Source organism: Streptomyces sp. NPDC030838 (assembly GCF_055572035.1).
This window is the reverse complement of sequence record NZ_JBVIED010000004.1, coordinates 53,702-67,275: the sequence shown is the minus strand read 5'-3', so window position 1 is coordinate 67,275 and position 13,574 is coordinate 53,702. Positions and strand designations below refer to the sequence as shown.

General features: G+C 73.5%; 9 protein-coding genes, 2 tRNA genes and 1 other RNA gene. 8 read left to right on the top strand and 4 right to left on the bottom strand.

Annotated features, from left to right (window positions below):
- Nucleotides 1–6 precede the first annotated feature (6 nt).
- Both ACZ42A_RS13495 and ACZ42A_RS13490 read left to right on the top strand, forming a co-directional pair.
- The gene (locus tag ACZ42A_RS13495) at nucleotides 7–1,521 is read left to right on the top strand and encodes a hypothetical protein (RefSeq protein WP_468527340.1); all 1,515 of its coding nucleotides are present in this window, start codon (nucleotides 7–9) and stop codon (nucleotides 1,519–1,521) included.
- The gene (locus ACZ42A_RS13490; RefSeq protein WP_468527339.1) at nucleotides 1,518–2,126 is read left to right on the top strand and encodes a hypothetical protein; all 609 of its coding nucleotides are present in this window, start codon (nucleotides 1,518–1,520) and stop codon (nucleotides 2,124–2,126) included. Before ACZ42A_RS13495 ends, ACZ42A_RS13490 begins: the two co-directional genes overlap by 4 nt.
- 138 nt (nucleotides 2,127–2,264) lie before the next feature.
- Here the strand turns inward: ACZ42A_RS13490 and ACZ42A_RS13485 are convergent.
- Nucleotides 2,265–2,349, bottom strand: a tRNA-Ser gene (locus tag ACZ42A_RS13485).
- Nucleotides 2,350–2,421: 72 nt separating this feature from the next.
- Between ACZ42A_RS13485 and ffs the strand changes: the two genes are divergently transcribed.
- The 6 genes from ffs (at nucleotide 2,422) to ACZ42A_RS13455 (ending at nucleotide 11,105) form a co-directional block, all read left to right on the top strand.
- Nucleotides 2,422–2,520: signal recognition particle sRNA small type (ffs, locus tag ACZ42A_RS13480), an RNA gene on the top strand.
- Between the two features lie 79 nt (nucleotides 2,521–2,599).
- Nucleotides 2,600–4,957, top strand: a complete 2,358-nt coding sequence (locus ACZ42A_RS13475) for a DNA polymerase III subunit gamma and tau (RefSeq protein ID WP_468527338.1) — start codon at nucleotides 2,600–2,602, stop codon at nucleotides 4,955–4,957.
- A gap of 101 nt (nucleotides 4,958–5,058) precedes the next feature.
- A complete protein-coding gene (gene purD / locus ACZ42A_RS13470) occupies nucleotides 5,059–6,312 on the top strand; it encodes a phosphoribosylamine--glycine ligase (protein ID WP_468527337.1) in 1,254 nt (417 codons plus the stop codon).
- 299 nt (nucleotides 6,313–6,611) lie between these two features.
- Nucleotides 6,612–8,393, top strand: coding sequence for a M48 family metalloprotease (locus ACZ42A_RS13465; RefSeq protein WP_468527677.1), 1,782 nt, complete (start codon nucleotides 6,612–6,614; stop codon nucleotides 8,391–8,393).
- Between the two features lie 235 nt (nucleotides 8,394–8,628).
- Nucleotides 8,629–10,137, top strand: a complete 1,509-nt coding sequence (locus ACZ42A_RS13460) for a N,N-dimethylformamidase beta subunit family domain-containing protein (RefSeq protein ID WP_468527336.1) — start codon at nucleotides 8,629–8,631, stop codon at nucleotides 10,135–10,137.
- A 68-nt stretch (nucleotides 10,138–10,205) separates the two neighbouring features.
- Entirely contained in the window at nucleotides 10,206–11,105 is a 900-nt protein-coding gene (locus ACZ42A_RS13455) for a phosphoribosylaminoimidazolesuccinocarboxamide synthase (RefSeq protein ID WP_468527335.1), read from the top strand.
- An 85-nt stretch (nucleotides 11,106–11,190) separates the two neighbouring features.
- On the opposite strand, the gene ACZ42A_RS13450 is transcribed toward ACZ42A_RS13455, so the two are convergent.
- The 3 genes from ACZ42A_RS13450 to ACZ42A_RS13440 all read right to left on the bottom strand — a co-directional run bounded on the left by ACZ42A_RS13450 (nucleotide 11,191) and on the right by ACZ42A_RS13440 (nucleotide 13,571).
- A tRNA-Gly gene (locus ACZ42A_RS13450) sits at nucleotides 11,191–11,266 on the bottom strand.
- Nucleotides 11,267–11,289: 23 nt separating this feature from the next.
- Nucleotides 11,290–11,898, bottom strand: a complete 609-nt coding sequence (locus ACZ42A_RS13445) for a response regulator (RefSeq protein WP_468527334.1) — start codon at nucleotides 11,896–11,898, stop codon at nucleotides 11,290–11,292.
- Nucleotides 11,895–13,571 carry a sensor histidine kinase gene (locus ACZ42A_RS13440; RefSeq protein ID WP_468527333.1) on the bottom strand — a complete coding sequence of 559 codons (1,677 nt, stop codon included), beginning with the start codon at nucleotides 13,569–13,571 and terminating at the stop codon, nucleotides 11,895–11,897. The genes ACZ42A_RS13445 and ACZ42A_RS13440 overlap by 4 nt, the downstream gene beginning before the upstream one ends.
- Between the last annotated feature and the right edge of the window lie 3 nt (nucleotides 13,572–13,574).

Below are 13,574 nucleotides of genomic sequence, written 5' to 3'. Positions count from 1 at the left end.
GGGACCATGGGAGCTTTCTCGTACTCGGACCTCATGGCCCTCGATCTCACCAAGCTGGGCACCGCGGCGACCGACTGGAAGACGATGGCCGGCGAACTGGCCAAGCTCGCGACCGACGTCCGGGACGGACTGACCAGGAAGGCCGAGGGGGCCCGCTGGAAAGGCGTCAACGCCACCGTGACCAAGGAGTTCGTGGGCAAGACGGCCAAAGAGTTCTCGGACCTCCACGCGGAGGCGGAGAGCATAGCCAACGTCCTCACCGACGCCCACGCCGAGCTGACGCGCTATCAGAAGCAGGCGAAGACCCTCACCGACTCGGCGCGCAAGGGCGACCCCGGACGCACGCCACCGGACCCCGGGCTCCTCGTCACGGACGGCCCGGGCGGCACGGTCCGCGTCATCGAGATGATGTGCACCCCCGAGGGCCCCGACCAGCGGACCAAGGACCGCATGCAGTGGTACGCGGACACCCTCACCGGCATCGTCCAGCACGCCGCCGAGGTCGACGCGGCGGCCGTACGCGCCCTGCGCAAGAGCCATGGCAACGACCCGCACAACGCGGGGCACGCCCGCTACACGTCCCTCGACGAGGAACAGCTGCCGCGCGCGAAGGAACTGGCCGACCTCGGCAAGGACGCGAACCCGGAGCAGCGGGCCGAGCTGCGGCGCCTGTGGGAGTCCCTGAGCCCCGAGGCGCGGGCACAGCTGTGGCTGGCGCAGAAGGACGACCTGATGGCGGCGGGCATCCTGAGCCCGACCATGCCGCAGATCGCGGCGGACGCGGGTTCGGGCAAGCACGACTCCGAGTCGCCGGGCTTCGAGGAGTGGGTCACCAAGCAGAAGATGGAACTGCTGGCCGAGGGCGCCGACTGGAAGGGCATGACGGACGCCTCCCGCCACATGGCGCACTACCTGAACAACACCGGCAGCCCCATGACCCTGCCGGTGGACAAGATGATGACGGACGTCCCCGCCTTCAAGACGTACGTCGACGACATCGTCCGGCTGAACCAGGACGACTGGCGCAAGCAGGCCCTGGAGGAGTTCCGGAAGAACGGCGGAAAGCCGGTCGCCTTCCCGGTCGAGGCGAAGCAGCCGGAGGGCTTCTACTTCACCAAGGAGACCGACGAGAACTGGTTCTACGCGGTGGGCGGGGCCAACACCAACGTCACCGGTGTGGTGACGGCCGTACCGGACGCGAACGGCAACCCCAAGATCAGCGTCGACTACCAGGCCAACGTCTGGGACCGCTACAACTGGGACGAGGGCAAGGGCGTCACCGTGGGCCCGCTGGAGATCCCCGACGGGCAGATGGCCAAGCTGCACCGGGTGGGCCTCGCCCAGGAGTTCGACATGTCGGGCAGCAGTAGCGTCCAGCACTACGATCTCGGCTCCGCGCAGCCGAACGACGACCCGTTGCCGGGTCCCGACGAGAGCAGGGACGGACGCTTGAACCCCGGCCGAGAGCAACAGCAGGACCGTACGACCGAGCGGACGCCGGGAAGGGCGGGAGTCCGATGAACGACGTCAGGCGCGGAGGGCGCACGGCCTGGACGGCGGCAGCCCTGCTGGCCGCCTCCCTCGCGGTGACAGGGTGCGGCAGCGGCAGCCAGGCCGGCGACGGCGGCACCGCCCGCGGCGGCGACCGCACGTCACAGCGTCCGGCCGACTCGACGTGGGCCGAGGGCATCACCCCGGAGTGGATGAGCGAGCAGATGGACCTCGCCGTCCCGCCCACGGCCCAGTCCCCCAAGGCCGCGTACGAGGTCACCTCCCAGTTCGACACCGGCCTGCTCACCTTCACGCTGACCCGCTCCGAGGCGGAGACCTACCTGAAGGAGAACCCCCCGGAGGGCAAGTGGCTGACCCCCACGGCAGCCGCGACCGACACTCCCCCGCACGACTTCACCCACCTCGGCCTCCCGGAACCGGAGACCTTCAAGGAGGGCATGCACTACGGCTACGTCTGCCCCGGCGAGGACACCGACGCACCCGCGTACGACGCCTCCGACGAGCGCTGCGTCCGCCTGTACGCCCACGAGTACTCCGCCGACCGCACCCGCATCTACCTCCGGGCCCGCTTCGAACCGGGCATCAGCCCGCTTCCGGCGACGCCGCAGGGCTAATAGGGCGTCGGCCCCACCCGCCGGAGCAAGCGCACTCCGGCGGGTGGGGCTGCCGAGGCGGAACATGTGAGACGGAACACGACGAGGGCCCCGACCGGCAAACCGGTCGGGGCCCTCGACTGCCCTGCTGGGCGGAGGCGGAGGATACGAGATTCGAACTCGTGAGGGGTTGCCCCCAACACGCTTTCCAAGCGTGCGCCCTAGGCCTCTAGGCGAATCCTCCGCCGGAAACATTACATGACCGAGAGGAGTGCTCGCGAACTCGTTCCCTGCCCCCGGGATCAGGTAGCCTTGGCGCAGCCCCTCACGCGGCGCTATCTGACTGAACTCCCCCAGGGCCGGAAGGCAGCAAGGGTAGGTCGGCTCTGGCGGGTGCGTGGGGGGCGCTTGCGTTCCCCGGGCGGATTCGGGCCGGGGCGCTGTGGATCTTGGGGCGGGCCCGGTTGTCAGTGGGCGCCTATAACCTCGTATGCGTGTCGTCTCTCGCGCTGTACCGCCGCTATCGCCCGGAGTCGTTCGCCGAGGTCATCGGGCAGGAGCATGTCACCGACCCGTTGCAGCAGGCGCTGCGGAACAACCGGGTCAATCACGCGTACCTGTTCAGCGGTCCGCGTGGGTGCGGCAAGACGACCAGCGCCCGGATCCTGGCCCGCTGTCTGAACTGTGAGCAGGGTCCCACCCCCACACCCTGCGGGGAGTGCCAGTCCTGCCGGGATCTCGCCAGGAACGGCCCGGGTTCGATCGACGTCATCGAGATCGACGCGGCCTCCCACGGTGGTGTGGACGACGCCCGTGAGCTGCGCGAGAAGGCTTTCTTCGGGCCCGCCTCCAGCCGGTACAAGATCTACATCATCGACGAGGCCCACATGGTCACGTCGGCCGGCTTCAACGCGCTGCTGAAGGTCGTCGAGGAGCCTCCGGAGCATCTCAAGTTCATCTTCGCGACCACCGAGCCCGAGAAGGTCATCGGGACCATCCGGTCGCGGACCCACCACTATCCGTTCCGGCTCGTGCCGCCGGGGACGCTCCGGGACTACCTCGCCGAGGTGTGCCAGAAGGAGAACATCCCCGTCGAGGACGGCGTGCTTCCGCTCGTCGTGCGGGCCGGCGGCGGGTCCGTGCGTGACTCCATGTCCGTCATGGACCAGCTGCTCGCCGGCGCGAGGGAGGAGGGTGTGACGTATGCCATGGCCACCTCCCTCCTCGGCTACACCGACGGGTCTCTCCTCGACTCCGTCGTCGAGGCCTTCGCCACCGGTGACGGCGCCGCCGCCTTCGAGGTCGTGGACCGGGTCATCGAGGGCGGCAACGATCCTCGGCGGTTCGTGGCGGACCTGCTGGAGCGGCTGCGGGATCTCGTGATCCTCGCCGCCGTGCCGGACGCCGTCGAGAAGGGGCTCATCGACGCCCCCGCCGACGTCCTGGAGCGGATGCAGGCCCAGGCCGGCGTCTTCGGCGCGGCCGAGCTGAGCCGCGCCGCCGACCTCGTCAACGAGGGCCTGACCGAGATGCGCGGCGCCACCTCCCCGCGCCTCCAGCTGGAGCTGATCTGCGCCCGCGTCCTGCTGCCCGCCGCGTACGGCGACGAGCGGTCCGTCATGGCCCGCCTCGACCGCCTGGAGCGGGGTGTGAACTTCTCGGCGGGGGGCAACGCGCCCGCCATGGCGTACGTCCCGGGCCCGGACGCCCACGCGGCCGCCACCGCGCCGATTCCCCCCGGTGGTGGCGCCGCCGCGGCCCGCGCTGCCGTACGGGGCTCCGGCGCGCCCGCAGCTCCGGCGCCGACGGCTCCGGCCGCTCCCGCTCCCGCTTCGGCCGCTCCGGCCACTCCCGCCCCCGCCGCGCCCGTGAGCGCCCCCAGCGCGCCCCCCGCCGCGCCTCAGCCCGCCCCTGCCCCCGCCGAGGCCCCGGCCGCCCCGGCCCCCGCAGCACCCGCCCAGCCCGCCGCGGCCCCCGCTTCCCCGGCCCCCGGCGCCTGGCCCACCGCCACCCCCGCCGGTGCCGGACGCCGGCCCGGCGGCTGGCCCACCGCCGCGGCTCCGGGCAGCGGCCCCGGCCGTCCCCCGGCCGCCCAGGCCCCGAGCGCCCAGGGCGCCCAGAGTGCCCCGGGCGCCCCGAGCGCCGCGGGCCCCTCCGCCGCCCCCTCCCCGGCCCCGGCCGCCCCCGCGCCCGCACCGGCGGCCCCTCCGGCCGGCGGCCTGGACCCCCGTGCCCTCTGGCCGAACATCCTGGAAGCGGTGAAGAACCGCCGCCGCTTCACCTGGATCCTGCTCAGCCAGAACGCCCAGGTGACCGGCTTCGACGGCACCACCCTCCAGCTCGGCTTCGTCAACGCCGGCGCCCGGGACAACTTCGCGAGCAGCGGCAGCGAGGACGTGCTGCGGCAGGCGCTGGCCGAGCAGTTCAACGTGCAGTGGAAGATCGACGCGATCGTCGACCCGTCCGGCGGCTCCGCGCCCTCCGGCGGCTACGGCGGAGGCGGCACCCCGGGCGGCTACGGCGGCGCGCCGAGCGGCGGTTACGGCGGGGCAGCCACCAGCGGCTACGGCGGTGCCGGTACGGCCGCGCCCCCGCGCCCGGCCCAGCCCGCGCCCGCGGTGCCCTCGGCCTCCCCGGCAGCCCCCAGCACCCCGAGCGCCACCTCCGCACCCTCCGCGGCGCCCGCTCCCGTCCCCCCGCCCGCCCCCGAACCGGCCCCGGCCCCCGTCGCCCCCGAGGACGACATCCCCGAGGACGACGACCCGGACCTCGACGAGTCGGCCCTCTCCGGCCAGGAGCTGATCGTGCGCGAGCTGGGGGCGACGGTGGTGGAGGAGTTCACCAACGAATAGCCGGAGATGGCCGTTCTTTGGAGAAACCCACAACCGCCTCACCTCCACTCCTTCAGCCGCCCGCACAAACCACCCCACCGCGCGCCGGTTAGGCTGACCCCGTGAAGGTCCTCGTCATCGGTAGCGGCGCCCGCGAACACGCCCTGTGCCGTTCCCTGTCCCTCGACCCCGCCGTGACCGCGCTGCACTGCGCCCCCGGCAACGCCGGCATCGCCGAGGTGGCCGAGCTGCACCAGGTCGACGCCCTCGACGGCGCGGCCGTGACCGCGCTGGCCACCGAGCTGGGCGCCGAGCTGGTCGTCGTAGGCCCGGAGGCCCCGCTGGTCGCGGGGGTGGCCGACGCGGTGCGCGAGGCCGGTATCCCGGTCTTCGGCCCCTCCAAGGAGGCCGCGCAGCTGGAGGGCTCCAAGGCCTTCGCCAAGGACGTCATGGCGGCTGCGGCCGTGCCCACGGCCCGCTCGTACGTCTGCACGACCCCCGAGGAGGTCGAGGAGGCCCTCGACGCCTTCGGCGCGCCCTACGTCGTCAAGGACGACGGTCTCGCCGCCGGCAAGGGCGTCGTCGTCACCGACGACCTCGACCAGGCCCGCGCCCACGCGCAGGCCTGCGAGCGGGTCGTCATCGAGGAGTACCTGGACGGCCCGGAGGTCTCCCTCTTCGCCGTCACGGACGGGGAGACGGTCGTCCCGCTCCAGCCCGCCCAGGACTTCAAGCGCGCCCTGGACGGCGACGAGGGCCCGAACACCGGCGGCATGGGCGCGTACTCCCCGCTGCCCTGGGCCGACCCGAAGCTGGTGGACGAGGTCATGCAGACCGTGCTCCAGCCGACGGTCGACGAGATGCGCCGCCGCGGCACCCCGTTCTCCGGTCTGCTGTACGCCGGTCTGGCGATCACCAGCCGGGGCGTACGGGTCATCGAGTTCAACGCCCGTTTCGGCGACCCGGAGACCCAGGTCGTGCTGGCCCGGCTGAAGACCCCGCTGGCCGGTCTGCTGATGGCCGCCGCCACCGGCAACCTCGGCGACCTGGAGCCGCTGCGCTGGAGCGACGAGGCCGCGGTCACCGTGGTCGTCGCCTCGCACAACTACCCGGGCACCCCGCGCACCGGTGACCCCATCACCGGTCTGGACGAGGTGGCCGCCCAGGACGCCCCGCACGCGTACGTGCTGCACGCCGGCACCAAGCGGGACGGGGACGCCGTGGTCAGCGCGGGTGGCCGGGTGCTGTCCGTCACCGCGACCGGCAAGGACCTCGCCGAGGCCCGCGAGCGCGCCTACCAGGCGGTCGGCCGCATCCGCCTCGACGGCTCCCAGCACCGCACGGACATCGCGGCGAAGGCGGCCGCAGGCCAGTAGCGCGAGCTACGGCACCCTCGCCCACCAGGCACGACGCAGGCCCCGGACTCCCGACGGAATCCGGGGCCTGACCTTTGCCCTGCGTCATCCACCTTTCCCCAAAGCCATTCCATCGAGTGACCGATGGTCTATCCGGCTGACGGGGGCCGAACCCCCAACTAGGGTGCGGCGCAAGCGTTCCGGCACTTGGCCCACCGGCATTGCGATGTCAGTGGCGGGTGCCACAGTGGGGGAGTGAGCAACGCCAGGACAGCCAGAGCAGCCAGGACGGGAGGGGGTGAGGTCCGGTCGTGACAGGTATGGGAGTGGAAGCGGGCGCGCAGGCCGCGCGGTCCCGGGCGCTGGCCGTGCTGCGGATCCGCAGCCGGGCGCTGGCCGTGGCCCTGCTGCCGGCCGCGGTCGCCGTGGTCCTGCTCGTCGGTGGCTCCACCGGCCATCTGACGGGCCCCGGCTGGGACGCCGCCCGCTGGGCCGTCGGTGCCGTCGCGCTGCTCGTCCTGCTCGCCGCCGTCGGCTTCGCGCTGGTCGTCGCCCGCGCGCGGCCCGCCATGAGTCCCACGGTCCCGATCGCCGAGGCGGCCGCCCCGGATCTGTACCGGCTGGTGCGCGACCTCGCCGACCGTCTCGACGTCCCGGCCCCCTCGGCCATAGCGCTCACCCCGGACTGCGACAGCTGGCTGGAGGACCGCACCCACCCGGCCCACGGCCCGCCCCCGACGGCCGAGGACCTCGACGAGCCGCCGGGCCTCGCCCGCCGCACCCACCGGCGTACGCCGGCCGCGCCCGTCCTCGTCATCGGTTCCCCGTTCCTGTGGTGGATGCGGGTGGGCGAGCTGCGGGCGGTCCTCGCCCCGGTCGTCGCCGGTACGGGCCCGTCGGCGCACCCCGACATAGCCGCGGCCCGGCGCTTCGTGCGGGGTCTGGACGCCGCGGTGGCCGTCGCCTCGGCGCCGGACCGCGGTCCGCTGACCCGGCCGGCGGGCGCGGGCGTCGCCTGGGCGGCCCGGCTGCTGCTGCGTGGCTGCCGGGAGCACGCCGCCGAGATGGAGCGCGGTGTCGCCGCTGCCGCTGCCGAGCGCGCACAGGCTGTGGACTACGGACTGCGGATCGTCGCCCAGGAGCAGGTGGGACTGGCGTACGCGGGCTGGGACCGGCTGCTGACCCGGGTCGCGCTGCCCGCCTGGCGGATGGGCCGCTGGCCCTCCCGGCTGGACGCGGGCGTCGTCGCCGCCCTCACCGAGCTGTCCCGGCGCGACCGGCTGGCCGAGGGCTTCGCCTCCCGGCTCGGCGAGCGCCCCGCCTGCGACCTGCTGGAGGAGCCCGGCGCGGTGGACGAGGCCGCCTCGCTGCTCGCCGCCCGCCTCTTCCACGGCGGCCCCGCCGAGCCGGGCCCCGACTGGTCGCCGGTGGACTGGCAGGCGTATCCGGAGGAGGTCGTGGACCGCAAGTGGCGCACCGACGCCGCCCGCCTCCACCGCGTCCTCGACATGCTCGGCGTCCGCCGCACCGCCCCGGACGCCCAGGGCCCCACCCTGGCCCGCGTCCTCGACCACCTCGCGGACGAGGCCCCGGCCCGCAACGGCGAGGCCCGCGCCGCCGAGACCCGTGCCGCCGAGACCCGTGCCGCCCAGGCTCTCCCGCTCGCCGACGACCCCGACGGGCACTCCGTGCCCAGCCCGCGCTGCACCGCCCTCGCCGCGGGCCTCAGCGAGGAGCTGACCCGCGAGGAGGAAGCCGCCACCCCGGCCGCCGCCCCCGCACAGCCGGCCACCACCACCCCCGACACGCCCCTCTGGGACGACGGCAGCCTCCCGCTGTTCCCGCTCCAGCCCCCGCGCACCCCGCGCGAACTGCTCGCCGACCACATCACGGCCATGGTCTGCTGCGCCGCGATGGACACCGCGGGCGCGACCCCCGGCCTGGACTGGCTGGACGGCCCTTCGCTCCTGATCAAGGGGGAGCGCGCGGCCGATCTGGGCCCGAAGGTCCTCAGCCTCATCGAGGACGGCGACCCGGCGCCCCTGCGCGCCTGGCTGACCGAGATCGGCATACGCCCGGAGAAGCCGGTACGCCTCGTCTGACCCCGCTCCCGTCCCGGAGCCCACTGTTCCGCTTTCGGTCAATTCGAAACGAACGGTGACGGAGTCCGTGCGGAATGTGATGTGCTGGGACCGAACACGCACATGGCAAGGGCTTACGACATACGACAAGCCCACAACCGCACCACTGCCACAAGCAGCACCCACGCCACCGCACCACCGCGCCACCGCACGGACAACGACACACACGGGGGCCCAAGGGAGGGGAGCACGCACCATGGGCTCGGAGCACATCCGCCGCTGGGAGTCGGGAGCACTGGCGCACGCCGTGACGGACCCCTTCGGCCAGGGCCCGCTCCCCTGGCTGCGCGGGAGCGAGACCTACTTCGACGACGGCCAGGTCGTCCCCTGGTACGTGGACCCGGCCGCCTCCGACCGCGCGGCCGCCGCCCCCCGGAGGGGCAGCCGCGTCCCCGCCCCCCGCACCGGCTCCGGCGGACCCATCCGTTCCGCCGACGACGTGCACCGCCAGATCAAGGGCTTCACCTCCACCGGCGCGGTCGCCCCCGGCGAGGCCGTCGACTTCCACATCACCGTCGACCCGCCCCAGGAGTTCAGCGTCGACGTCTACCGCATCGGCCACTACGCGGGCGACGGCGCCGCCAAGATCACCACCAGCCCGCGCCTCTCCGGCATCGTCCAGCCCCCGCCGCTCGCCGCCGACCGCACGGTCTCCTGCCACCACTGGTGGCTGTCCTGGCGGCTCCAGATCCCCGTCCACTGGAATGTCGGCGCCTACGTGGCCGTCCTCACCACCGCCGACGGCTACCGCTCCCACGTGCCCTTCACCGTCCGCGACGACCGCCCCGCCGACCTGCTGCTGGTGCTGCCGGACGTCACCTGGCAGGCGTACAACCTCTATCCGGAGGACGGCCGTACCGGCGCGAGCCTCTACCACGCCTGGGATGAGACCGGCCGGCTGCTCGGCGAACGCGACGCCGCGACCACCGTCTCCTTCGACCGCCCCTACGCCGGCGCGGGCCTCCCGCTGCACGTCGGCCACGCCTACGACGTCATCCGCTGGGCCGAGCGCTACGGCTACGACCTCGCCTACGCCGACGCCCGCGACCTGCACGCCGGCCGCGTCGACGCCACCCGCTACCGGGGCCTGGTCTTCCCCGGCCACGACGAGTACTGGTCCCCGCAGATGCGCCGCGCCGCCGAGGAGGCCCGCGACCACGGCACCTCCCTGGTCTTCCTGTCCTCCAACTCCGTCTACTGGCAGGTGGAGCTGGGCCCGTCCCCCTCCGGCAGCCCGGACCGCCTCCTCACCTGCCGCAAACGCCAGGGACCGGGCAAGCCCGTACTGTGGCGCGAGATCGACCGTCCCGAGCAGGAGCTGCTCGGCATCCAGTACGCGGGCCGGGTCCCCGAACCCCATCCGCTGATCGTCCGCAACGCCGGCCACTGGCTGTGGGAGGCGACCGGCGCGCACGAGGGCGACCCGATCGAGGGCCTGGTCGCGGGCGAGGCCGACCGGTACTTCCCGCGCGCCCCGCTCCCCGAACACGACGAGCGGATCCTGCTCGCCCACTCCCCGTACACGGACCCCGACGGCGTCACCCGCCACCAGGAGACATCCCTCTACCGCGCCCCCTCCGGCGCCTGGGTCTTCGCGTCCGGAACCTTCGCGTGGTCCCCGGCGCTGGACCGCCCGGGCCACGTGGACCCCCGTATCCAGCGCGCCACCGCCAACCTCCTGGACCGCATCTGCAAACGTGACTGACCCGCTGTCCGCCACCCCGCCCCCGTACGGGACAATCGAGGCATTGGACAGAACCACGGGGAGGAACCGTGTCCGGATTCGTCGAAAAGCCCGAGCCGCTCCAGGTTCCGGGTCTGGTGCATCTGCACACCGGTAAGGTGCGCGACCTGTACCAGAACGAGGCGGGCGACCTCGTGATGGTCGCCAGCGACCGCATCTCCGCCTACGACTGGGTGCTGCCGACCGAGATCCCCGACAAGGGCCGGGTCCTCACCCAGCTCTCCCTGTGGTGGTTCGACCAGCTCGCCGACCTCGTCCCCAGCCACGTCCTGAGCACCGAGCTGCCCGCCGGCGCCCCCGCCGACTGGGCCGGCCGCACCCTGGTCTGCAAGTCGCTCCAGATGGTCCCGGTGGAGTGCGTGGCCCGCGGCTATCTCACCGGCTCCGGCCTGGTCGAGTACAACGAGTCCCGTACGGTCTGCGGCCTCGCCCTCCCCGAAGGCCTCACCGACGGCTCCGAGCTGCCCGCGCCGATCTTCACCCCGGCGACGAAGGCCGCCGTCGGCGAGCACGACGAGAACGTCTCCTACGAGGAGGTCGCCCGCCAGGTCGGCGCCGAGACCGCGGCCCAGCTGCGCCAGGCGACCCTCGCCGTCTACTCCCGGGCCCGGGACATCGCCCGCGACCGGGGGATCATCCTGGCGGACACCAAGTTCGAGTTCGGTTTCGAGGGCGACAGCCTGGTCCTCGCCGACGAGGTGCTCACCCCGGACTCCTCCCGTTTCTGGCCGGCCGACCAGTGGCAGCCGGGCCGCGCGCAGCCGTCGTACGACAAGCAGTTCGTGCGCGACTGGCTGACCAGCGCGGAGTCCGGCTGGGACCGCAAGAGCGAGCAGCCGCCGCCCGCGCTGCCGGAGCAGGTCGTGGACGCGACCCGGGCGAAGTACGTGGAGGCGTACGAGCGTCTGACGGGCAGCAGCTGGAGCTGAGCCGCCCGAGGCCCCCGGCGGACCGCCGGGGGTCACGCGCTGATACGCGAAAGGCCCCCGGCGGAAACCGGGGGCCTTTGCTCTGTGGAGCGGACGACGAGGCTCGAACTCGCGACCTCAACCTTGGCAAGGTTGCGCTCTACCAACTGAGCTACGTCCGCGTTGCGCCGTGGCGCGAGAGCTACTATACCCAACCTCGCTCGCGCGCGAGACGCACCGCCGCATGACGGTTCTCCACTCCGAGCTTCGACACGGCCGACGAGAGGTAGTTCCGGACGGTGCCCTGGGACAGCGCGGCCCGCTCGGCGATCTCCGCGACCGGCGCCCCGTCGGCGGCCAGCTCCAGCACCTCGGCCTCGCGCGCGGTCAGCGGCGAGTCCCCGGCGGAGATCGCGTCGGCGGCCAACTCCGGGTCGACGTAACGGTTTCCGGCGTGCACGGTCCGGATGATCTCGGCGAGTCGCTGGGCGCTCACCGTCTTCGGGACGAATCCCCGCACACCGGCCGCGAGCGCCCGCTTCAGATGCCCCGGCCGCCCATGACTGGTCACGATCAGTACCCGGCACCCGGGCAGCTCCGTCCGCAGCGATGTGGCGACCTTCACACCGTCGGCGCCCGGCATCTGCAGATCGAGCACCGCCACATCGGGTTCGTGCGCCCGCGCCATCGCCAGCGCCTCGGGCCCGCTGGCCGCCTCCGCCACGACGAGCAGATCGTCCTCCAGCGAGAGCAACGCGGCCAGCGCCCCCCGGATCAGATGCTCATCGTCGGCGAGCAACACCCGCACCCTCACGCCAAAGCCTCCCGCTCCCCACCCACCGGCTCCCCGATCTCCCGGCCCTCGGCCCCTGGCTCCCCGCCCACCGGCTCCCCAGCCATTGGCTCCTCGGCCTTCCGCTGCCCGGTCACCGGCTCTCCGGCTCCTGGCTCTCCGGCCACCGGTTCTCCAGCCGTTGGCTCCTCGGCCTTCCGCTGCCGGGCCCCTTGCTCCCCGCCCACCGGCTGCTCGGCCCGTGGCTCTTCGGCCTCCCGCTCACCGGCCACCGACTCCTCAGCCTCCCGCTCCCCGCCCACCGGCCCCTCACCCACCGGCACCCTGGCCACCACCCGGAACACCCCGTCCCCGGCGAACCCGGCCTCCAGCGTCCCGTCGACCTTCCGCAGCCGCTCCCGCAGCCCGGCGAGCCCGGACCCGCCACCGCTCCCGGCGAGCCCGGAGCCCCCACCACTCCCGGCAAGCCCGGATGCCCCACCGCCCCCGCCGAGACCGAACTCGCCCCCGCTCCCGGCGAAACCGAACCCGCCACCGTCCCCGACGACACCCGACCCGCCACCACTCCCGGCAAGCCCCGAACCGTCCCCGCCCCCAGCGATGCCCGAACCGCCCCCGCCCCCGGCACCCGCCCCCGCCCCGTCGTTTTCCACCGTCAGCACCACACACCCCTCGGACACCCGCAGCCCCACCGAACACCGCCCGGCGTCCCCGTGCCGCAGCACGTTCGTCGTGGCCTCGCGCACCACCCAGCCGAGCGCCGACTGCACCTCGCCGGGCAGCCCGGTCGCCACGCCCGTGACCTCGCAGTCGATCCCGGCGGCCTTCAGCACACCCTGCGCACCGACCAGTTCGACCGCCAGATCGGCCTCCCGGTAACCGCGTACGACATCCCGCACCTCCCGCTGCGACTCCGCCGCGATGCGCTGCACCTCCACCATCTGCTCCACGGCCTCCTCCCGTCCGCGTCGCGCCAGCTGCACGGCCAGCTCGCTCTTCAGGGCGATGACCGCGAGGTTGCGGCCGATGACGTCGTGCAGGTCCCGCCCGAACCGCAGCCGCTCCTCGGCGACGGCGAGCCGGGCCCGGGTCTCGCGGGCCTCGTCGAGTTCGTAGACGGCGTTGAGCAGCCAGACGGAGAAGACCGAGGTGAAGGCGAAGAAGCCGGTGGCGAGCAGGGCCGCCAGAGACGTGATCAGCGCGGCCATGCCGCCACCGAGAGCCACGGTGACCAGGCCCACACCCGCCGAGACGCCGACGACCAGCAGCAGCACCCGGCGCCGGCTGCGGATGCCGAGCGTGATCGCCCCGACGCCGAAGGCCAGCAGTCCGGCGATCACCGTGCCCAGCGCGCTCGCGCCGCCGTCACCGCCCACACCACGGTCGACGAGCACCAGCACGAGCCCCGCGGACAGCGCGCTGACCGCCGCGAGCGCCGACATGAGCCGCAGCGGCTGCGGGCGCAGACCGCGCGTCCAGTCCAGCGCCCGGCTGCCCACCACCGCGACGAACACCGCGTGCGCGCACACCAGCAGGAACACCCAGCCCGCGTGCGGCAGCGGCACCTGGCCGAGGACCGGCAGGCCGAACACGGCGAACTCGGCCAGCGCGAAGAAGTGGAACGACCATCGCGTGTACGTCTCGACCTTCGCCGGTGTGCTCTTCCTCCGCCACCATTTCCCCGGCCCGGACACCTG

What these genes read in the sequence shown, in the direction of transcription:
- ACZ42A_RS13490 (WP_468527339.1), top strand. Translation starts at nt 1,518, where the DNA reads ATGAACGACGTCAGGCGCGGAGGGCGCACGGCCTGGACGGCGGCAGCC.
- ACZ42A_RS13495 (WP_468527340.1), top strand. Translation starts at nt 7, where the DNA reads ATGGGAGCTTTCTCGTACTCGGACCTCATGGCCCTCGATCTCACCAAG.
- ACZ42A_RS13460 (WP_468527336.1), top strand. Translation starts at nt 8,629, where the DNA reads ATGGGCTCGGAGCACATCCGCCGCTGGGAGTCGGGAGCACTGGCGCAC.
- ACZ42A_RS13465 (WP_468527677.1), top strand. Translation starts at nt 6,612, where the DNA reads ATGGGAGTGGAAGCGGGCGCGCAGGCCGCGCGGTCCCGGGCGCTGGCC.